The sequence below is a fragment of the Haloarcula litorea genome (genome assembly GCF_029338195.1).
Classification (GTDB): domain Archaea; phylum Halobacteriota; class Halobacteria; order Halobacteriales; family Haloarculaceae; genus Haloarcula; species Haloarcula litorea.
Genome location: NZ_CP119779.1, coordinates 1,633,373 through 1,651,017, shown reverse-complemented (window position 1 = coordinate 1,651,017; position 17,645 = coordinate 1,633,373). Strand labels below are relative to the sequence as shown.

20 protein-coding genes are annotated in these 17,645 nt (G+C 71.7%); 8 read left to right on the top strand and 12 right to left on the bottom strand.

The window, feature by feature from the left end; translation table 11 throughout:
• Window positions 1–176: 176 nt before the first annotated feature.
• Together P0592_RS08805 and P0592_RS08800 are read left to right on the top strand one after the other, a co-directional pair.
• A complete protein-coding gene (locus P0592_RS08805) occupies window positions 177–1,061 on the top strand; it encodes an alpha/beta fold hydrolase (protein ID WP_276273901.1) in 885 nt (294 codons plus the stop codon).
• A 111-nt stretch (window positions 1,062–1,172) separates the two neighbouring features.
• The gene (locus P0592_RS08800; protein WP_276273900.1) at window positions 1,173–1,817 is read left to right on the top strand and encodes a helix-turn-helix domain-containing protein; all 645 of its coding nucleotides are present in this window, start codon (window positions 1,173–1,175) and stop codon (window positions 1,815–1,817) included.
• A 27-nt stretch (window positions 1,818–1,844) separates the two neighbouring features.
• Here the strand turns inward: P0592_RS08800 and P0592_RS08795 are convergent, their stop codons facing one another.
• The 3 genes from P0592_RS08795 to P0592_RS08785 all read right to left on the bottom strand — a co-directional run bounded on the left by P0592_RS08795 (window position 1,845) and on the right by P0592_RS08785 (window position 6,185).
• Window positions 1,845–3,482, bottom strand: coding sequence for an alpha-amylase family protein (locus P0592_RS08795; protein WP_276273899.1), 1,638 nt, complete (start codon window positions 3,480–3,482; stop codon window positions 1,845–1,847).
• A gap of 9 nt (window positions 3,483–3,491) precedes the next feature.
• On the bottom strand, window positions 3,492–5,426 hold the full coding sequence (locus P0592_RS08790) for an alpha-amylase family glycosyl hydrolase (RefSeq protein ID WP_276273898.1): 1,935 nt from the start codon (window positions 5,424–5,426) through the stop codon (window positions 3,492–3,494).
• Between the two features lie 111 nt (window positions 5,427–5,537).
• Window positions 5,538–6,185 carry a helix-turn-helix domain-containing protein gene (locus P0592_RS08785; RefSeq protein ID WP_276273897.1) on the bottom strand — a complete coding sequence of 216 codons (648 nt, stop codon included), beginning with the start codon at window positions 6,183–6,185 and terminating at the stop codon, window positions 5,538–5,540.
• Between the two features lie 143 nt (window positions 6,186–6,328).
• Here P0592_RS08785 and P0592_RS08780 point away from each other — a divergent pair, with 143 nt between their 5' ends.
• Window positions 6,329–6,619 carry a DUF7521 family protein gene (locus P0592_RS08780; RefSeq protein ID WP_276273896.1) on the top strand — a complete coding sequence of 97 codons (291 nt, stop codon included), beginning with the start codon at window positions 6,329–6,331 and terminating at the stop codon, window positions 6,617–6,619.
• A gap of 1 nt (window position 6,620) precedes the next feature.
• Here P0592_RS08780 and P0592_RS08775 read toward each other — a convergent pair whose 3' ends face one another.
• Entirely contained in the window at window positions 6,621–7,940 is a 1,320-nt protein-coding gene (locus tag P0592_RS08775; protein ID WP_276273895.1) for a hypothetical protein, read from the bottom strand.
• Window positions 7,941–8,029: 89 nt separating this feature from the next.
• Between P0592_RS08775 and P0592_RS08770 the strand changes: the two genes are divergently transcribed.
• Together P0592_RS08770 and P0592_RS08765 are read left to right on the top strand one after the other, a co-directional pair.
• Window positions 8,030–8,290, top strand: coding sequence for a DUF2249 domain-containing protein (locus tag P0592_RS08770; protein ID WP_276273894.1), 261 nt, complete (start codon window positions 8,030–8,032; stop codon window positions 8,288–8,290).
• Window positions 8,287–8,574 carry a glutamyl-tRNA reductase gene (locus P0592_RS08765; protein ID WP_276273893.1) on the top strand — a complete coding sequence of 96 codons (288 nt, stop codon included), beginning with the start codon at window positions 8,287–8,289 and terminating at the stop codon, window positions 8,572–8,574. Before P0592_RS08770 ends, P0592_RS08765 begins: the two co-directional genes overlap by 4 nt.
• 27 nt (window positions 8,575–8,601) lie before the next feature.
• Here P0592_RS08765 and P0592_RS08760 read toward each other — a convergent pair whose 3' ends face one another.
• The 3 genes from P0592_RS08760 to P0592_RS08750 are packed head-to-tail and all read right to left on the bottom strand — an operon-like array spanning window position 8,602 to window position 9,579.
• Window positions 8,602–8,919 carry a cupin domain-containing protein gene (locus P0592_RS08760; RefSeq protein ID WP_276273892.1) on the bottom strand — a complete coding sequence of 106 codons (318 nt, stop codon included), beginning with the start codon at window positions 8,917–8,919 and terminating at the stop codon, window positions 8,602–8,604.
• A 1-nt stretch (window position 8,920) separates the two neighbouring features.
• On the bottom strand, window positions 8,921–9,157 hold the full coding sequence (locus P0592_RS08755) for a DUF2249 domain-containing protein (protein ID WP_276273891.1): 237 nt from the start codon (window positions 9,155–9,157) through the stop codon (window positions 8,921–8,923).
• A 50-nt stretch (window positions 9,158–9,207) separates the two neighbouring features.
• Window positions 9,208–9,579 carry a cupin domain-containing protein gene (locus P0592_RS08750; RefSeq protein WP_276273890.1) on the bottom strand — a complete coding sequence of 124 codons (372 nt, stop codon included), beginning with the start codon at window positions 9,577–9,579 and terminating at the stop codon, window positions 9,208–9,210.
• A gap of 87 nt (window positions 9,580–9,666) precedes the next feature.
• On the opposite strand from P0592_RS08750, the gene P0592_RS08745 reads away from it, so the two are divergent.
• Together P0592_RS08745 and P0592_RS08740 are read left to right on the top strand one after the other, a co-directional pair.
• Window positions 9,667–10,221, top strand: coding sequence for a DUF7998 family protein (locus tag P0592_RS08745; protein ID WP_276273889.1), 555 nt, complete (start codon window positions 9,667–9,669; stop codon window positions 10,219–10,221).
• Window positions 10,222–10,280: 59 nt separating this feature from the next.
• Complete coding sequence (locus tag P0592_RS08740; RefSeq protein ID WP_276273888.1) at window positions 10,281–12,020, top strand: cbb3-type cytochrome c oxidase subunit I; 1,740 nt, start codon at window positions 10,281–10,283, stop codon at window positions 12,018–12,020.
• Window positions 12,021–12,043: 23 nt separating this feature from the next.
• Here the strand turns inward: P0592_RS08740 and nirK are convergent, their stop codons facing one another.
• The 3 genes from nirK to P0592_RS08725 all read right to left on the bottom strand — a co-directional run bounded on the left by nirK (window position 12,044) and on the right by P0592_RS08725 (window position 14,834).
• A complete protein-coding gene (gene nirK / locus P0592_RS08735) occupies window positions 12,044–13,135 on the bottom strand; it encodes a copper-containing nitrite reductase (RefSeq protein WP_276273887.1) in 1,092 nt (363 codons plus the stop codon).
• Between the two features lie 191 nt (window positions 13,136–13,326).
• Window positions 13,327–14,538 carry a TIGR04347 family pseudo-SAM/SPASM protein gene (locus tag P0592_RS08730; RefSeq protein ID WP_276273886.1) on the bottom strand — a complete coding sequence of 404 codons (1,212 nt, stop codon included), beginning with the start codon at window positions 14,536–14,538 and terminating at the stop codon, window positions 13,327–13,329.
• Window positions 14,535–14,834, bottom strand: coding sequence for an Htur_1727 family rSAM-partnered candidate RiPP (locus P0592_RS08725; RefSeq protein ID WP_276273885.1), 300 nt, complete (start codon window positions 14,832–14,834; stop codon window positions 14,535–14,537). The genes P0592_RS08730 and P0592_RS08725 overlap by 4 nt, the downstream gene beginning before the upstream one ends.
• A 114-nt stretch (window positions 14,835–14,948) precedes the next feature.
• On the opposite strand from P0592_RS08725, the gene P0592_RS08720 reads away from it, so the two are divergent.
• On the top strand, window positions 14,949–16,124 hold the full coding sequence (locus P0592_RS08720; protein ID WP_276273884.1) for a hypothetical protein: 1,176 nt from the start codon (window positions 14,949–14,951) through the stop codon (window positions 16,122–16,124).
• A 151-nt stretch (window positions 16,125–16,275) separates the two neighbouring features.
• Here P0592_RS08720 and P0592_RS08715 read toward each other — a convergent pair whose 3' ends face one another.
• Together P0592_RS08715 and P0592_RS08710 are read right to left on the bottom strand one after the other, a co-directional pair.
• Entirely contained in the window at window positions 16,276–17,340 is a 1,065-nt protein-coding gene (locus tag P0592_RS08715; RefSeq protein WP_276273883.1) for a radical SAM protein, read from the bottom strand.
• Window positions 17,340–17,636 carry a CGCGG family putative rSAM-modified RiPP protein gene (locus P0592_RS08710; protein WP_276273922.1) on the bottom strand — a complete coding sequence of 99 codons (297 nt, stop codon included), beginning with the start codon at window positions 17,634–17,636 and terminating at the stop codon, window positions 17,340–17,342. Before P0592_RS08710 ends, P0592_RS08715 begins: the two co-directional genes overlap by 1 nt.
• Between the last annotated feature and the right edge of the window lie 9 nt (window positions 17,637–17,645).

Below are 17,645 nucleotides of genomic sequence, written 5' to 3'. Positions count from 1 at the left end.
GGTTGTGGCCGGGACCGAAAAGGCGTACTGGTACGGCCGTCGAAAACGCCGCCCGCCCCGGACGCACCGTTCTGTCGGTCGACACGGACAGGTCGGCGGCCCCGGCCGTACTATTTATAAATCACCGTACTCATCCGGCACCACCGACTCCCCGTCCCGTCGGGTAGGGAGACACGATGGCGACGACATCGCACGTGACACGCCCCGACGCCGCGGGCGACGACTATCGGACGGTGGCCGTCGGCCGGGGACGCGACCGACGGCTCGCCTACTGCGAGTACGGCCGGTCCGACGGGTCGGCGGTCCTCTTTCTCCACGGCACGCCGGGGTCGCGCCGGCTCGGGAGCCTGCTCGACGCGGCCGCCCGGGACCACGGCGTCCGACTGCTCGCGGTCGACAGGCCCGGGTACGGACGGTCCGACGCCTGGCCGGACCGCTCGATCCGCGACGCCGGGAGGGTCGTCACGAGCGTCCTCGACGACGTCGGCGTCGAGACCGCGGGGCTGGTCGCGTTCTCCGGCGGCGCGCCCCACGCGCTCGCGACGGCGGCGACGGACCCGGAGCGAGTCACTCGCGTCGACCTGCTCTCCGGGGCGACCCCGCCCGAGCGGAGCGACCACACCCCCGCGGTACAGCGGCTCCTCGGCCGGCTGGCGGCGACGACGCCGACCGTACTGGCGGGCCTCTTCCGCGGTCAGGCGTGGCTGGCCGACCGCCTCGACCCGTCGTTCGTCGTCGGCCAGTACACGGCCGAGCCCGAGTCCGTCCCCGACGACGCCGCGGCGACCGTGCGGGCGGACTTCGTGGAGGCGGTCGCCGGGGACGGCCGCGGCGCTGTCACCGAGTTCCGGCAGGCGGCGACGGACTGGGGGATACGGTACGGCGACCTCTCGGTCCCCGTTCGCCTGTGGCACGGCGCGAACGACACGAACGTCCCCGTCGAGGGCGCGCGGCGGCTCGCGGCCGCGATCCCGACCGCGCGGCTGACGGTGTCGGACGACGCCGACCACCTGGGGACGCTCCTCCGCACCGGCCCCGACGCCCTCGCGGCCCACCGATGACGGCGCGGGCGTCGGGTGGCGTCGAGCCAGCGGCCGCGGGACACGCCGGTCGCCGCCGCGGCGACCACGGTGATTGATGTGTGGCCTCGCCGATTGTCGGCCGACGGCCGTATGAAACGCATCCAGTTCTCGGTCACCTACGACGATCGGTTCGTCCACCCGCTGCACCGACGGCTCGTGGACGCGGCCGAGCTCTCCCGCGCCGAGCTGCTGCTGTGGTCCCCGACCGGCGACGCGACGACGCTGTTCTGGTGTGACGGGGACCGCGGGGCCACCGAGCGGGTCGTGGCCGGCGTCGACTCGCTGGTCGCGGCCACCTTCGTCCCGGACCGGGACGGTACCTACGCGTTCCTCTCGCAGGACGACTACGAGTTCGCGGGGCCGATCCTCGACGCCGTCGGAGCCTCGGACGTGCTGTTTCGCCCGCCCGTGGTGTTCCTCGACACCGGCGCGGTCCGGTTCGAGGCCGTCGGCGAGACCGCGGCGCTCAGCGGGTTCCACGACGATCTCGCCGATCTCGGGACGCTCGCGATCGAGCGCGTCCAGGCGTTCGAGCGGGCGGGGTCACCGTCGGGACTGACCGAGCGCCAGCGCGCGGCGCTGGACGCGGCGGTGGCCGTCGGCTACTACGAGGTCCCGCGGTCGGGGACGATCGCGGACGTCGCGGCCGAGCTGGACTGTTCGACCAGCACGGCGGGCGAGCTCGTCCGGAAGGCCGAGTCGGCGGTCGTCCGCGAGTTCGCCGAGCGGCGGTGAGGCGGCCGCCGGAGCCACGGAGCCGCCCTACAGCTCCGCCCGGAGCCAGACGTAGTCACACGGGTCCAGCAGGAAGGTGACGCCGCCGTCCTCGGCGTGGTAGCCGCCGGTGCCGACGACCTGTTCGGTCGTCACGTCCGGGTCCACGAACCCACAGACCGGCTCGCGGTACTCGTCGGCGAAGTTGTGCGCACACAGGAGGGCCGTCCCCTCGTGGTCGATGCGGTGGACGAACACGTCCTCGGGTCCCGCGTCGACGATGGTGTACTCGCCGTCGTTGATGACCGGGGTGTCGTGGTGGGCGTGGATCAGGTCGCGGACCCGCGAGAACAGCGAGTCGGGGTCGCCGCGCTGGTCGGCGACGTTGATCCGCTCGTAGCCGAACCGCCCCTCGTCGACGACCGGGTTGTACAGGTCCTCGGGGTCGGCCGACGAGAAGCCGGCGTTCTCGGTGTCGTCCCACTGCATCGGCGTCCGGACCGACTCCCGTTCGGGCAGCGAGAGGTCCGCGCCCATCCCGATCTCGTCGCCCGAGAGCAACACGGGGGTCCCGGGCATCGAGAGCAGCAGGCTGTGGGCCATCGCGATGCGGTCGTGGTCGGCGTCGTACATGTCCGCCAGGCGGAGCCGGTGGCCGCGGCCGAAGATCCAGGAGTCGCCGTCGTCGTCGCCGAAGTACTCGCGGGCGTGGTCGATGGTCTCGTCGGGGAGCTTGAGGAGGTTCCACTCGTCGTGGTTCCGGAGGAACGTCGCCCACTGGCCGACCCCCTCGATGTCGGGGAGGACCTCGCTGGCTCGGTACAGCGGCCAGGTGTCTTTCACCCCGACGCCGTAGGTGAGGTGGACGTTCAGCACGAAGTTGAACAGCAGGTCGAACGCCTCGCCGCCGCCGAAGTAGTGGTCGAGGTTCTCGGGCTGGTCGTCGGCCTCCGCCAGCAGGATGGCGTCGCCCTGCTCCTCCCGGACGACGCGGCGCATCCGCTTGAACAGCTCCATCGGCTCGTCCAGCCGGTGGCCGTAGCGGCCCTTCGCCTGCTGCATCGGGTGGGCGGCGTCGATGCGGAAGCCGTCGGCACCCTGGTCGATCCAGAAGCGCAACACGTCGAAGATCTCCTCCTGGACCGCCGGGTTCGCGACGTTGAGGTCCGGCTGGAAGCCGTAGAACTGGTGGAAGTAGTGTTCCCCGGCGACCTCGTCGTAGGTCCAGACGCCGTCCTCGCGGTCCGGGAAGATGTTGATCGTCTCGTAGGACCCCTCGACGTCGTCGGTCCAGAGGTAGTAGTCGCGGTACTCGGAGTCGGGGTCCTCGCGGGCGCGCTGGAACCACTCGTGGTCGGTCGAGGTGTGGTTGAAGACGAGGTCGGTGAGAACGCGGATCCCGCGCTCGTGGGCCCGCTCGCACAGCTCCTGGAAGTCCGCGAGCGTCCCGAGCCGGTCGTCGACGGCCCGGTAGTCGGCCACGTCGTACCCGTTGTCCCGGAGCGGGCTCGGGTAGAACGGGCGCAGCCACAGGCAGTCGACGCCGAGTTCGTCGAGGTAGTCGAGCCGCTCGATGACGCCCTGGAAGTCGCCCCAGCCGTCGCCGTCGCTGTCGTTGAACGTCTTCACGTCGAGCGAGTAGACGACCGCGTCCTCGTGCCAGTCCGGTTCGTGTGTCGGAATCATACCCTGCGATCAGTTGCTGTCCGCTGGTGTGTCTGTCGGTTCGGTCGGGAGGACGGCGACGCTGTCGACCGCCACGGCGTCGCCCGTCCCTGCGAGGTCGGCGTCGGTCACCACGTCCCGGGGGGCGACGCGCTCGCCGGGGACGGCGACGGTCGCGGTCCCCTCGCCGAAGTGGAGCGCGACGACGTACCGCTCGTCGGCCTCCCGGGCGAATGCCACGACGTCGTCGCTGTCGCTCTCGTAGGCGACCGGTTCGTAGTCGCCGGCCGGCCCGAGCGCCGGCGTCGCCTCGCGGGCCTCGGCGAGTCGCCGGTAGTGTTCGCGCAGCCCCTCGTCGGCGTGGTCCCAGTGGATCTCGCCGCGCCGGGTCCGCTCGCCGATCTCCTGGCCGGCGTAGAGCATCGGTACCCCGGGGAGCGTGAACAGCGCGCCGGCCGCGGCCGCCGTCGCCGCCCGCCCGCAGTCCGCGACGTACCGGCGCTCGTCGTGGTTCTCGATGTAACAGAGGAACGCGGCGTGGTCGGGGAACCCGGTCAGCGTCCGCTCGTCGACGGCGTCGGTGATCGCGTCGGCGTCGGCGTCGCCCTCGCCGACGGCCCGGAGGGCGGCGTACAGTTCGGTGTCGAAGTGGGCCTGGAAGGCCTGGTGGTGGTAGTCGGCGACGTAGGGGATGGTCTCGTCCAGCAGGAGGAACGTCTCGTCTCGCGCGCGGACGCGGTCGCGGATCTCCCGCCAGAACGAGGTGGGCACCGCCCAGGCCATGTCACACCGGAACCCGTCGACGTAGTCGGCCCACTTGTCGACGGCATCGAGGAGGTGTCGCCGCACCGCGAGGTTCCGGAAGTTCAGGTTGGCGATGTAGGGCCACTCGAAGTAGGTCTCGGGGCCCCCGTCGTCGTTCCACTCGAACCAGTCGCGGTACTCGGGGTCGCCGGCCTCGGCCCGCCGGAAGAACTCGTGGTCGCGCGCGGCGTGGTTGAGCACGAGGTCGAAGAGGACGTTCATGTCACGGTCGTGGGCCGCCGCCACCAGTCGCTCGAACTCCGCCTCCGTCCCGAGGTCGTCGGCGATCTCGTGGAAGTCCGTGATGTTGTAGCCGTGGTCGAACCCGTCGTGCTGGAGCACGGGCGTCAGCCAGATCGTGTCGACGCCGAGGCTCCGGACGTAGTCGAGGTTCTCGGTGACGGCCTCGAACACCGACTGGTCCGGATCGGGGTCGCGGAACCCGCGGACGTAGATCTCGTAGATCGACATCTCCGTGGCCCACGTCGGCGGTTCGTTCGGGAACGAGACGGTGCCGTCGGCGTGTACCTCGACGACCTCCGGGACGCTGTACTGCCCGCCGCGCGCGACGGCGTGGACCCGGACCGACCCCTCGACGTCGTCCAGTCCGAACACCGCCGTCCGGTCCCCGGCGCGGAAGCTCCGGGGCGTCCGGTCGCGGTCGTCGACCCGGAACTCGACGCCGAGCGTGCCGTCGTCGGTGCCGCCGACGCCCGCGGTCGCGTCCGCCTCGACGGTCACGACGCCGTCGTCGACCTCGGCCGAGAGGTGGACGCGGGGCCGACCCCCGCTGCCGTGACGGACGTGGCCGCCGATTCCGGACCCGCTGCCGCTCGCGGGCGCGTCGGTGACGGTCCCGCCGTCCTCGCCCCCGCTGGTCCCGGCGAACTCGTCGAGGAAGTGGCCCGGGACCGAGATGGCACCGGGGAACACGCGAACCGTCAGCTCGTGGGTCCCGTCGGGCGCGTCGAGCGCGACGGTGTAGACGCCGGGCGCGTCCGGTTCGAACCGGACGACCGGGGCGTCCTCGAGTGTGACCCCACTCGCGGCCGGGCGGTCGACGATGCGCCAGCGATAGGTCGCCGCCGGGTCGGGGTCGCGAGGAGCCAGTTGCGTGGCCTCCCCGACGGCGAGAAAGCGCGGTGGCCCAGGATGTGGCATACAGTGCATTTTCGAAAATATCCACAAATAGATTTCGCAGACGACTACAACCGACGTTGTAAACAGATGTCCCAGCGAGAGCGGCCGGACCGCCGGACCGCACGGCGACACTCACGAGAGCGACGGGCCGGCCCGCTCGCGGTCGACGAACTCCTTGATGATCTGTTCCTCGGCGCGGTGGAGCGTCTCGCTGCAGGTGGACTTCGCGATGTCGAGTCGCTCCGAGAGGTCGGTCAGCGAGCACTCCCGGGGCGTGTCGTAGTAACCCGACTCGACGGCGGCGTCGACGAGTTCGCGCTGGGTCTCGGTCAGCAGGCGGTCGGCCTCGACGCCCTGCTCGATGCGCTCGACCTGGAACGGGATGCCGAACTCGTCGAGCTGGCGGCCGAGTTCCGAGAGGCGGTGCCGCGGGGCCGTGATCTCCCAGCGCGCCTCGCCGTCCTCGATGGTGAACGGCATCTCCAGCGGGACGCCGGACCCCTGGACGGGCGACAGCAGGAGCGGCGTGTCGGTCTCGAACTGGACCAGGGCGGTGTCCTCCCGGTGGCCGAGCAGTTCGAGCGAGTCGACGGCGTCGTACCCCTCGACGTCGCTCAGCAGTTCGGGCAGGTCGGCGGCGGTCATCTCCGCGAGTCCGACGCCGGTGTCCTCGCCGGGGAGTGCCGACAGGATGCGGAACGTCGCGGCGTCGTACCGCCGGGAGACGTCACCGATCCAGACGTCGTCGGGCACCGTGAGCGTGAGTTCGGCGCGTGGCATCGTCTATGCGAATATGTTCGCCGAACGGCGGGATAAGTGTTCCCGAACATATTCGGTTCCGCGCGTGGACACGTTCGGCCGGCTTCTCAGTCGCTGGTAACCCCCGGCCGGCTATTTTTGACCGGGCCGTGTCACTCCGCTCGATGTACCCCGACACCGTCCTGCTCGTGGCCGCCAAGACCGTCACGTTGCTCTGTGGCGTCGTCCTGACGTGGCTCACCTACAAGGCGTACCGCCGGACCGGGTCGCCCGCGATGCGGGCGCTGTGGGTCGGCATCGGCTTCGTCACCGCGGGGGCGATGCTGGCCGGCGGGGTCCACCAGCTACTGGGCCTGCCGGTCGCGCTGAGCTCGACGGTCCAGAGCCTGTTCACCGCGACCGGCTTCGCCGTGTTGACCTACTCGCTGTACACCGAGCAGCCCGCGCCGTCGTGAGTCAGCGGTCGAACAGGTCGGCGGCGACCCGCCCGCCAAGCACCGCCGGGAGCGAGTCGGCGCTGTGGGCCAGGAGGACGCCGACGAGGTTCGCAGCGACGAGGACGGCTCCACAGAGCGCGGCCGCGCCGGCGGCCAGCCCGACCCCGTCGGGGCCGACGCCGGCCTCGCCCGCCAGCGCCAGCAGCCCCGCCAGCGACAGCGCGACGCCGTCGGCGGCGGCCACGCGGCCGTCGTAGAGGTCCTCGACCATCGGGACGCTCTCGAACCCCAGCCGGTCGCTGTACCGGTGGACCCAGACGATGAACGGGACGACGTGGTACAGCGTGCCGACGACGACGAAGCCGACGCCGCCGACCAGCAGGAGCGCCCCGGTCGCCGGGTGGCCGAAGAGCGCGCCGTAGGCGAGCGGGTCCCGGAGCCACGCCAGCGCCGCGAGCGGGGCCCAGCACAGCAGCGCGACGGCGGCGACGGCGTACCGAGTCAGCATCGGCGAGCGCTCGACGGGGGCCCGGCGGAGCCGCCCCGCGAGGCCGACCGCGACGGCGGCGAGGCTCGCGGCCACGAGCAGGCCGCCGACACGCGCGACCGGCGCGGCTCCCGCCAGCCGTCCGCCGGCCAGCAGCGCGACGCCGGCGTGGTAGCCGACGCGCTCGAACCGCCGGAGCCACCGGTCGAGGCGGGTCGCGTCCGTCTGGGTGAACATCGGGACCAGCTGGGCGAGCGCGCCGACGACGGTGGTCAGGACGGCCCCGAAGACGGCGGCCGTCGCGTGGGCCGTCGAGAGGCGCACGCGGGGGACGCCGACGGACGCCAGGACGCCGGTCGCGTGGTCCAGCGCCAGCACGAGACCGGCAGCGGTGACGGCGAGGAACCACGCCAGCGCGGCCGCGAAGTGCCGCGTCGTCACGTCCCACGGCGCGCGCGCGAGCGTCCGGCCGACGTTGTAGGCGAACGTCCAGACGCCGGCGACGGCGACGACGCCGGCCACCGGTAGGACGGCGGGCACCCCGAGGAGGAAGCCGGCCGCCAGTCCCGCGAATCCCGCCGCCGCCAGCGGCAACTGCAGCGCCGCCAGCCGCCGGGAGTGGAGCGCGACCCCCGACCAGACGGGGACGAACTGCGTCATCGCGCCCATAATCGTGAGACACACCCAGCCGGCGAGCAACAGGTGGACCTGTGCGAGGTGGCCCCGGCGGCCGCCCGCCAATCCGACGGCCACGCCGGCCACGAGGAAGGCCAGCGCGACGACGAAGTGGCGCAGCGGCACCGTCATCGGAGGGCCGGCGTCCGCGTCGATGTCGCCCGGGATCGCGCTCATCACCGGAGAGTAGCGGTGCCGGCCTGCTGTGGGTGTGGCCGAACACGTTCGGGGAAACGTCGTGGGCGCGGCGGCGACAACGAACGGGTATGTCGACGGAACTCCCGCTGCCGGAGACGAACGCGCCGACCGACGCCCCCACCGAGCGGCTCGACGTGCGGTCGCTCGGCCCGCCGAAGCCGCTGACGGAGACGCTGGAGACGCTGGCGACCCTCGACGACGACGCCGTCCTCGTCCAGTACAACGACCGAGCGCCCCAGCACCTCTACCCGAAACTGGACGACCGGGGGTACGCCTACGAGACGGTCGAGACCGACGACGTGACGGTGACGGTGATCTGGGACGGATGAGCGTGCCCGACGCCGCGTCCGAGCGCGATCGCGACGTCGAGCGGGCCATCGGGACCGTCCGTACTCGCGGGGCCGAGGTACAGGCCGAGCAGTTCGAGCGCGCGCTCCGCGAGCTCGACGACGAGGCGCTGACCGACGCCCAGCGCGAGGCCGTCGAGCGGTTGAGCGAGCGGCTGGTCGACCGGCTGCTCGCGGTGCCGGAGGCGCGGCTCCGCCAGCTCGCCGCGTCGGGCGACGACGCGGCCGTCGAGACGGCGCTGGCGCTGTTCGGCCCGGAGGAGTAGCGGCTAATCGTCGGTCGCCGACCCGTCTCAGGCGGCGGGCGCGAGCACCAACAGCGCCTCGCAGTCCGTCTCCGCCCGCGGCGAGATGTCCTGCTCGCCGTCGAACCGCACCACGTCGCCGGGCGACAGCGACAGCGCGTCGTCGCCCAGCCGCATCGTCAGTTCCCCGTCGAGGACGTGACAGACGATCTCCCGGTCCGGGTGGCGGTGAGCCGGGACTTCCTCGCCGGCGTCGAGCGCGAGCCTGACCGTCTTCGGTTCGCCCTCGAACAGCGGCTGACGGCCCGGGCCGTCCAGGTCGGCGAGCGAGACCCGTTCCGTGGCGTCGGCCGACGACTCGCTCATCCTACGCCTCCTTGGGGAGGTCCGCGACGAACTTCTCGTCGCCCTCGCGCCGGCACTCGTAGCCGTCGGCGTCGAAGGCGTCGACCTCTGCCTGGAACTCGTAGAACAGCGGCTTCGGTTCGTGGTCGTTGACGATGCGGAGCGTCTCGCCGGGGTCCAGTGCCGTGAAGGCGTCGTGGATCTTCGGGTGGCGCTCCCGCGGCGGCGTCTCGCGGAGGTCGAGTGTCGTCGCTGGCATCGTCGGTGCTTCGCCGCGGCGGCGGGTGCGGCTTGTCCCGAATATGTTCGTCACTCGGGCTCGAACTCGCCCCGGCGGAGGCCCCGCCGCACCGGGTCGTGCTCGGCGTCGGTCGGCGGCGGCGCGGTCACGAGCGTCGCCGCCAGCCGCCCGCCCTCGGCGCGGACGCCGCGTGCGGTGCCCGCCGGCACGGTCACCACGTCGCCCGGCTCGACGGCGTGGTCGTCCTCGCCGTCCCGGACGGTCCCCTCACCCTCGACGACGGTGACGGCGAGGTCGCTGTCGGGGGCGTGGACCGGGATGAACTGCCCCGGCTCGAAGTAGCCCAGCACGACCTTCTGTCGCTCGCTCTCGTGGACGGTGCGGGCGACGAACCGCTCGTCGTCGTGGGTGCGCTCGGCGTCGACGCTGGTCTTGCCCATACCGGCGCGTGGCCGCCCTCGGCCACCGGGCTTCCGCCGAACACGTTCGGGGACAGCTCTTGCCGGTCGGCGTCCCCACCTTCGGGTATGAGCCTCCTCTCGGGCATCCGCGGCGGCGACGACGCGGGCTTCGACGACTACGACGAGTTCCGGGCCGAGCACCTCCCCGACCCCGGGGAGTTCCTCGACGGCGACGTGCTGACCGGCCCCGACCACGCGGCCTTCCACCGGCTGACGATGGGGCTGTTCGCCGAGCGCGGCGTCTACGACATGACATTCGGCTACAACCTCGCCCGGCTGAACTTAGACCACCGCCACCCCGACGCCGGCTTCCGGTACGCGCGGGACCCCGACGAGGCGGGCGTCCTCCGGGCCGAGTTCACGCCGACGACGGAGTTCTGCCCGCAGAGCGACACGCTGACCGTCGGGGCGTTCCGCGCGTGGAACGGGCTGGCCGAGCGCCACGAGTACGACCTCGTGCGCGTCCGCGTCGCGCCGATGCACCACCAGTCCGTCGCCATCAACGGGAAGCTGGAGCAGATGGAACGGACCTACCGCGAGACCGGGACCGTCCCCGAGGACCCGGCCGACGGGGGCGGCTCCGACGACGAGGTCGCGACCGACGAAGAGCTCCCGTTCTGACCCGGGCGAAGATGTTCCCGACAACCGCTACGGGGCGGTAGCGGGAACCCGTCCGGACGATGGCACCACTCGCACTCGTCACGACGGCGCTGATGGCCGCGCTGCTGGTCGGGGTGACGGCGGCGCTGGCCCGGCTCGAGGACTGGCGCTCCTACGCCCCGACCGTCGGGGGCACCGTCACGCGCGACCGGACCCACGCCGAGAAGCCGGGCGGGATCGTCCGCTGGCTGACCACCGTCGACCACAAGGACATCGGCATCCTCTACGGCGCGTTCGCCACGCTCTCGTTCGCGTGGGGCGGCGTCGCCGTCGTCCTGATGCGGTTCGAGCTGCTGTTCCCCGCCGAGGACTTCATCGGCACCTCGCTGTACAACGGCCTGCTGACCACCCACGGCATCACGATGCTGTTCCTGTTCGGGACGCCGATGCTGGCGGCGTTCGCGAACTACTTCATCCCCCTGTTGATCGGGGCCGACGACATGGCCTTCCCGCGGATCAACGCCATCGCGTTCTGGCTGCTCCCGCCGGCGGCGCTGCTCATCTGGGGCGGGCTCATCGGCGCGCCGTTCTTCGAGTCCGTCGAGCCGGCCCAGACGGCCTGGACGATGTACGCCCCGCTGTCGGTCGAGCAGCCCAACCCCGGCGTCGACCTGATGTTGCTCGGCCTGCACCTCTCGGGGGTCGCGGCGACGATGGGGGCGATCAACTTCATCGCGACCATCTTCACCGAGCGCGGCGAGGACGTGACCTGGGCCACCCTCGACATCTTCTCCTGGACGGTGCTGGTGCAGTCGGCCCAGATCCTGTTCGCGTTCCCGCTGCTTGGCAGCGCCATCGTGATGCTGCTGCTGGACCGCAACCTCGGCACGACGTTCTTCGCCGTCGAGGGCGGCGGTCCGCTGCTGTGGCAGCACCTGTTCTGGTTCTTCGGCCACCCCGAGGTCTACATCCTCGTGCTCCCGCCGATGGGACTGGTCAGCTACATCCTGCCGAAGTTCTGCGGTCGGAAGCTGTTCGGCTTCAAGTTCGTCGTCTACTCGACGCTGGCGCTTGGCGTGCTCTCGTTCGGCGTCTGGGCCCACCACATGTTCGCGACCGGGATGGACCCCCGCCTGCGGGCCTCGTTCATGGCCGTCTCCATCGCCATCGCGATACCGTCGGCCGTCAAGACGTTCAACTGGATGGCGACGATGTGGAACGGGAGCCTGCGGACGACCGCGCCGTTCCTGTTCTGTGTCGGCTTCGTCGCGAACTTCATCGTCGGCGGCGTCACCGGCGTCTTCGAGGCGGCCATCCCGGTCGACCTCGTGCTCCACGACACCTACCACGTCGTCGCGCACTTCCACTACGTCATCATGGGCGGCATCGCCTTCGCCATCTTCGCGGGCATCTACTACTGGTTCCCGGTCTTCACCGGCCGGATGTACCAGCGCTCGCTGGCGAAGGCCCACTTCTGGCTGACGATGGTGGGGACCAACGTCACCTTCTTCCCGATGATCCTGCTGGGCTACGCGGGGATGCCCCGGCGGTACGCCACCTACGCGGTGACCGCGGGGCCGATCGACCTGTTCACGCTGTTGCACCAGCTCGCGACCGTGGGCGTCGTCCTGCTCGTCGTCGGCCAGCTGATCTTCCTCTGGAACCTCGTCCAGTCGTGGCTGGAAGGGCCGCGCGTCGACGACCCTGACCCGTGGGACCTCCGGGCGACCGGCCAGTACCCGCGCGAGTTCGCGTGGTTCGGCCGCGAGAAGCTCCCGCTGGTGGCCGACGGCGGCGACGAGCGGACAGAAACGGAGTGAGCGGCGAGCGACGGCGCGGTCGATCAGGGGTCGGGGTCGAAGACCTCGGTGTTCTGCTCGCCCGTGCGGTTGATGATTCCGAGCATCCCCTTGCGCGCGACCCGGGAGAGGGCGTGGTCGACCAACTTGATCGGGCCGGGCACCTCCGCGTGCAGCGTCGCGATGGCACAGGAGCCGGGCTTGACCGGCGTCGTCTGGACGTACCTGTTGGGCGGGCCGGCGATCGCCCCCTGCTGCCAGACCTCGTCCCAGACGCTGCCGATGGGGTGGAAGCTGGAGTCGAGGTTCGGACCGCCGGCGACGAAGAACACCCGCGCGGTCTCACCGACTTCGAGGGTCGGCGCGCCGTAGCGGTCCGGCGTGATGGCGTACTTCTCGCCGTTCATCAGGACGTAGGTCGGCTCCTCGTCGGCCATCGCCTCCATGTCGAAGTCGTGGTGGCCCTCCTCGCCGGCCTCGCCTTTCGTGTACAGCTCGTGCTGGCCGAAGTAGAACTCCTTGTCGACCTCGGGCAGCCCCTCCTCGGGCTCGACGAGGATCATCCCGAACATCCCCGAGGAGATGTGCATGTCCAGGTTCGGGACGGCGCAGTGGTAGATGAAGGAGCCGGGGTAGGTGGCCTTGAACTCGAACGTGGCCGTCTCGCCGGGCGCGACCATCGACGCCTCCGCGCCGCCGCCGGTCCCCCGGACGGCGTGGAGGTCGATGTTGTGGGGCATCGAGTTGCCGGACTCGTTGGTGACCGTCAGTTCGACGGTGTCCCCCTGGCGCACGCGGATCATCGGGCCGGGGATCTGCCCGTCGAAGGTCATGTAGGTGTAGGTGACGCCGGGTTCGACCTCGGCGACCTGCTCCTTGGTCGTCAGCTCGACGGTATGGGACGTCGGCGTCGAGCGATCGATGGGGTCGGGAATGTCGGTCGGGTCGGCTGCGACACGGTCGGTGTCGGTGGGTTTTGCGGGATTCATCGATGGCTCCTGGGGCTCGGTCCGCTGTTCGGTGGCCTGTTCCTCCGCCGGGTCGCCCGGTGCGCCGGCACACCCCGCCATCACGGCGGAGCCGGCACCGAGCGCCTGCAGCACGCGGCGGCGGGTCGCGGTTGGGATGGTCGACATCTGGTGGCCCTCCGTACAGGTAGACCTGCGGTGGGCAGCCACATATACCGTGAACCGCCTTCTCGGGCCGTGAAACGCGTTCTCGGGGGACGAGAACGAGCGGCGAAGATGTTCGCTCCCCGTTTATATACGCTGGAGTGGCAGGGAGGAGACCGGGCGGCACAGTCGAGGGGCGGCGGACGAGAAGCGCGTCAGTCGGAGGCGGCCGGGCTCGGCCCGCCCTCGGCCGAGACCTCTCGCTCGTCGAGGTAGCACTGAGGATCGGGACCGAAGGGGTGGTCGTGGACGCCGAGCGCACGCAGCCGCGAGGCCCCGCGACAGACCGCCTGGTACCGGCAGTCGGCGCACTTCCCGGTCAGGTGCGTCTCGCGCTCGCGCAGCGCCGACAGCAGCGGGTTCGTCTCGTCGTCCCAGATGTCGCCGAACGCGCGGTCCCGGACGTTGCCCAGCGAGTAGCCCTGCCAGAACTGGGTGAGGTGGACGTTGCCCTGGTAGTCGACGTCGGCGACGCGCTCGCCGGCCGGATCGCCGCCGTTGCGCCGGAGGTACTCGTAGATGCGGTCGGCCGTCGCGTCGCCCAGCTGCTCGCGGGCGTACTCGACGAGGTAGGCGGCGTCGCAGTAGTTGCCCACCAGCAGCGTCTCGATCTCCTCGCCGCGGTCGTGGTACTCCCGGGTCATCTCACAGACCCGCCGGACGGCACGGCGTTTCTCCTCGGGGGCGAGGTCGGCGTCGCTGATGTCGGCCCCGCGGCCGCCGTAGTCGAGGTGGTAGAAGCAGAAGCGGTCGACGCCGACGTCGTAGAGGAAGTCGACCACGTCTTCGAGGTCGGGGGCGGTCCGCTGGGTGATGGTGTAGCGCAGCCCGGTCTTGAGGCCGGCGTCGAGGCAGGCCTCGATGCCCCGGACCGCGGCGTCGAACGCGCCCTCCTGCCCGCGGAAGGCGTCGTTCCGTTCGCGCAGACCGTCGACTGAGACGCCGGCGTAGGCCAGCCCGGCGTCCCGGAGGTCGGCGGCCTTCTCGGGCGTGATGAGCGTGCCGTTAGTCGAGAGGACGGGGCGGATGCCGCGGTCGGCGGCGTAGCCCACCAGTTCCACGAGGTCGTCCCGGACCAGCGGCTCGCCGCCCGAGAAGAGGACGACCGGGACGCCGTAGTCGGCCAGGTCGTCCAGCAGGCGCTTTCCCTCCGCGGTCGACAGCTCGCCCGGGGCTCGTTCCTCCGTGGCGGCGGCGTAACAGTGCTCGCAGTAGAGGTTGCACTGCTTGGTGAGGTTCCAGACGACGACCGGGCGGCGCTGTTTCTCCTCGCGGATCTGGTCGGCGTCGGACTCCTCGGCGGCGTCGTACCGGAGCCCGTCGCCCTCCGCGTCCAGGTCACAGAGCAGTTTGCTGACCGAGATCATAGCTCGTGGGTGCGCGCCTCCTCCCCCTCGGGGTGGGGGGCCGGCTCGGCGTCGTCGTCCAGGTCGTGGGTGGAGAACCGCGAGACCTCCGCGGCCGGACAGAGCCACACGTCGTCGGCGAACCACGCGAACAGCCGCGTCGCCTGCTCGTGGGCCACCTCGACGGTGGGCGCGCTGACGCTCCCGACGTGGCGCATCGGCTCGGACTGTGCCTCGCGGACGAACACCTCCCACTCGCGGGCGTCGCCGCCCCGCGGGTGATCGCCGACGGCCGACCGGCGTGCTTTCTCGACCATACGTGACCGTTCCCGACGAGCTACAAAGCCCGTCAGGGGCGTTCCCAGGCGCTGGGAACGCGGCGAGCGCGTTCGGCACAGCCTCTACGGGGCTGGGCGACGCAGTCCTCGACGATGGGTGCGGCCGCACGCTCCCGGGGGTCCCGGCGGTTCGTGCTCGCCGGGGTCGCGTTCCTGGTCGGCTGGCAGGTCGCGCTGCTTTCCGGCGCGAGCCGCCGGCTCGTCGTCCTGTTGGGGCTGTACGGCTTCGTCCTCCACACCGTCTTCGGGAAGGCCTACGCGCTGGTGCCGTCGTACTTCGACCGGACGCTCGCGTGGCCCCGGGCACCGGCGGTCCAGCTCCCGCTGGCCGTGCCGGGCGTCGCCGCGCTCGCAGTCGATTCCCACCTCGGTATTCCGTGGCTCGCGCCGGTCGGCTGGGGGCTGTGGACCGCCGGCGTCGCCGTCTTCCTCGGGACGCTGGCCTGGACGGTTCGGACGAACCCGACCGGCGGGGAGACGGGGACCGGCGACGCCAACGCCGACCGCCGCCCCGTCGACCGGGTCGCCAACGCGGCGGTGCCGGTCGTGTTCGCGTACCTGGGGGCCGGGAGCCTGCTCGCGCTCGGGCGGGCGCTGGGCCTCCCGGTCCCCCTCTCGCTCCCCGCCCAGGTGTCGCACCTGCTGGCGGCCGGCGGGGCGGCGCTGCTGGTCTTCGGCGTCGGCTTCCGGCTGTTCCCCCGCTTCCTGGTCGTCCCGGCGTCCCGGCGGACGGCCGCCGTCGTCGTCGCCGCCGGGGCGGTCGGCCCGCTGTGTCTCGCCGTGGGACTCCGCCGACCGCCGTGGCTCGCGGTCGGTGCCGTCGTCGAGACGGTCGCCGTCGCGGGGTTCGCGCTCTGGTTCCTGCGGGCGCTCGTTCGCTCGGAGCGCCGGCGGATCGGGTTCGCCGCCGTCGGGACCGCCGCCGTCGCCGGCCTCCTCGGCGTGGCGCTCGGACTCCACTTCGCGTTCGCCGGCCGTCCGACCGGACTGGTCGCGGCCCACTACCGGACGATGCTGCTCGGCTTCCTCGGGCTGACCGTCGTCGGCGCGACGCTGCAGTTCTACCCGCCGTCGGTCGGCCGCTGGCGGCTCTCGACCGACCGGACCGCCCGCGCGGCCGTCGGACTGCTGGCGGTCGGTCTCGCGGCACAGCTCGGCGGGCTGGCGCTCGGCGTCCCCCCGGCCGTCGTCGCCGGCGAGGCGGGGACCCTCGCGGGGGCCGCTCTGCATACCGCGCTCGTGGTCGCGGCCGTCGGGTCGCGGCGGTAGTCGCGCCGGCGCACGCCTGCTCCGCGAGGCGACCACGTCCAGCCCGGGGCTGTAATAGTACACCGGGTCGGCGTCGGGCCGGGCGAAGCCGTGGGCCGACAGCAGCGTGTCGGCCGTCACGTCGGCCGCGGGCAAGTCGCTTGGGGCGCGGTCAGTCGTCTGCGGGCGCTGGCTCGGTCGGCTGGTCGGGTTCGTAGGCACACAGCGGGTCCTCCGCCAACGGGTCGCCCGTGTGCGCGTACGCACGGGATCTGCTCCCGCCACAGACGGCGCGGAACTCGCAGGCCCCGCAGTCACCCTTCAGGGCGTCGTCGTCACGCAGCGCCCGGAACAGCTCCGAGTCGCGGTAGACGTCGACGACCGAATCCTCGCGGACGTTCCCGGCGGACTCGGGCAGGAACCCGGAGGGGTACATCTCGCCGGTGTGGCTGACGAAGGCGAAGCCCTTGCCCGCACGCACGCCCCTCCGGCGGCGGAGGCCGTCGCGGTCGCCGTCGGCCCGCTGGGCGGCGACCCGGCGGTAGTGGGGTGCCTCGGTCGTCTTGACGCCGAAGCGGGCCTCGTCGGCCACGTCGTGGAGCCACTCCATCACCGACTCGGCGCGGTCCGGGCTGATCGGAGTCAGCACCTTCCCGCGGCCGACGGGGACGAGGAAGAACACGGACCACAGCACCGCGCCGAGGTCGGCGACGAGGTCCCGGATCGCCGGGAGCTGGCCGACCGTCTCGGCGCAGACGGTGGTGTTGACCTGCAGCGGGATGCCCTGCTCGCGGGCGGCCTCGGCGGCCTCGATCGTCGCGGCGAAGCTCCCGTCCTCGCCGCGGAAGGCGTCGTGGGCCGCCTCGTCGCCGCCGTCGATAGACAGCGCGAGCCGGCGCAGGCCCGCGTCGTCGAGGTCGGCCAGCGCCGCGGGGGTCAGCGACGAGGTCCCGCTCGGGGTCAGCGTCATCTGGAGCCCCCGGTCGGTGCCGTAGTCGACCAGCTCGACCACGTCCTCGCGGGCCAGCGGGTCCCCGCCCGAGAGGACGACCAGCTGGCGCTCGCCGAACCCCCGGACGTCGTCGAGCAGCGCCTTCCCCTCGGCCGTGGTGAGCTCGTCGGGGTGACGCTGGGGCTGGGCGTCGGCCCGGCAGTGTTTGCAGGCCAGCTCGCAGGCCTGGGTCAGCTCCCAGATGAACACCAGCGGTCGCTCGTCGAGGTCGAGGTCGTCGAACATCAGACGTGCACCTTCGTGACGTGGCCCCCACAGCCACACTGGCTGACGTACTCGTAGTCGATGCCGTCGAAGCGCTCGTCCAGTTCCGCGTAGAGGTACTCCTCGGGGTGGCCGTGGGCCGCGTGGGTGACGAGGTTGACGTGGTGGCCGGCGGCCGTCTTCGCGACGGCGTCGGCGGCCTGCTCGACCACCAGGCTGCGGTCCTCGGCGTGGGCCTCGGTCTCTAAGTTCGCCGACCAGGAGTTCTCGTGGACGCGGTCGGTCACGGGGGCGACGTCGTCGTGGCTCGCGGTCATACCCGAAGG

Coding starts and splice junctions, on each gene's coding strand:
- P0592_RS08805 (WP_276273901.1), top strand. CDS start 177: ATGGCGACGACATCGCACGTGACACGCCCCGACGCCGCGGGCGACGAC.
- P0592_RS08800 (WP_276273900.1), top strand. CDS start 1,173: ATGAAACGCATCCAGTTCTCGGTCACCTACGACGATCGGTTCGTCCAC.
- P0592_RS08795 (WP_276273899.1), bottom strand. CDS start 3,482: ATGATTCCGACACACGAACCGGACTGGCACGAGGACGCGGTCGTCTAC.
- P0592_RS08790 (WP_276273898.1), bottom strand. CDS start 5,426: ATGCCACATCCTGGGCCACCGCGCTTTCTCGCCGTCGGGGAGGCCACG.
- P0592_RS08785 (WP_276273897.1), bottom strand. CDS start 6,185: ATGCCACGCGCCGAACTCACGCTCACGGTGCCCGACGACGTCTGGATC.
- P0592_RS08780 (WP_276273896.1), top strand. CDS start 6,329: ATGTACCCCGACACCGTCCTGCTCGTGGCCGCCAAGACCGTCACGTTG.
- P0592_RS08775 (WP_276273895.1), bottom strand. CDS start 7,940: ATGAGCGCGATCCCGGGCGACATCGACGCGGACGCCGGCCCTCCGATG.
- P0592_RS08770 (WP_276273894.1), top strand. CDS start 8,030: ATGTCGACGGAACTCCCGCTGCCGGAGACGAACGCGCCGACCGACGCC.
- P0592_RS08765 (WP_276273893.1), top strand. CDS start 8,287: ATGAGCGTGCCCGACGCCGCGTCCGAGCGCGATCGCGACGTCGAGCGG.
- P0592_RS08760 (WP_276273892.1), bottom strand. CDS start 8,919: ATGAGCGAGTCGTCGGCCGACGCCACGGAACGGGTCTCGCTCGCCGAC.
- P0592_RS08755 (WP_276273891.1), bottom strand. CDS start 9,157: ATGCCAGCGACGACACTCGACCTCCGCGAGACGCCGCCGCGGGAGCGC.
- P0592_RS08750 (WP_276273890.1), bottom strand. CDS start 9,579: ATGGGCAAGACCAGCGTCGACGCCGAGCGCACCCACGACGACGAGCGG.
- P0592_RS08745 (WP_276273889.1), top strand. CDS start 9,667: ATGAGCCTCCTCTCGGGCATCCGCGGCGGCGACGACGCGGGCTTCGAC.
- P0592_RS08740 (WP_276273888.1), top strand. CDS start 10,281: ATGGCACCACTCGCACTCGTCACGACGGCGCTGATGGCCGCGCTGCTG.
- nirK (WP_276273887.1), bottom strand. CDS start 13,135: ATGTCGACCATCCCAACCGCGACCCGCCGCCGCGTGCTGCAGGCGCTC.
- P0592_RS08730 (WP_276273886.1), bottom strand. CDS start 14,538: ATGATCTCGGTCAGCAAACTGCTCTGTGACCTGGACGCGGAGGGCGAC.
- P0592_RS08725 (WP_276273885.1), bottom strand. CDS start 14,834: ATGGTCGAGAAAGCACGCCGGTCGGCCGTCGGCGATCACCCGCGGGGC.
- P0592_RS08720 (WP_276273884.1), top strand. CDS start 14,949: ATGGGTGCGGCCGCACGCTCCCGGGGGTCCCGGCGGTTCGTGCTCGCC.
- P0592_RS08715 (WP_276273883.1), bottom strand. CDS start 17,340: ATGTTCGACGACCTCGACCTCGACGAGCGACCGCTGGTGTTCATCTGG.
- P0592_RS08710 (WP_276273922.1), bottom strand. CDS start 17,636: ATGACCGCGAGCCACGACGACGTCGCCCCCGTGACCGACCGCGTCCAC.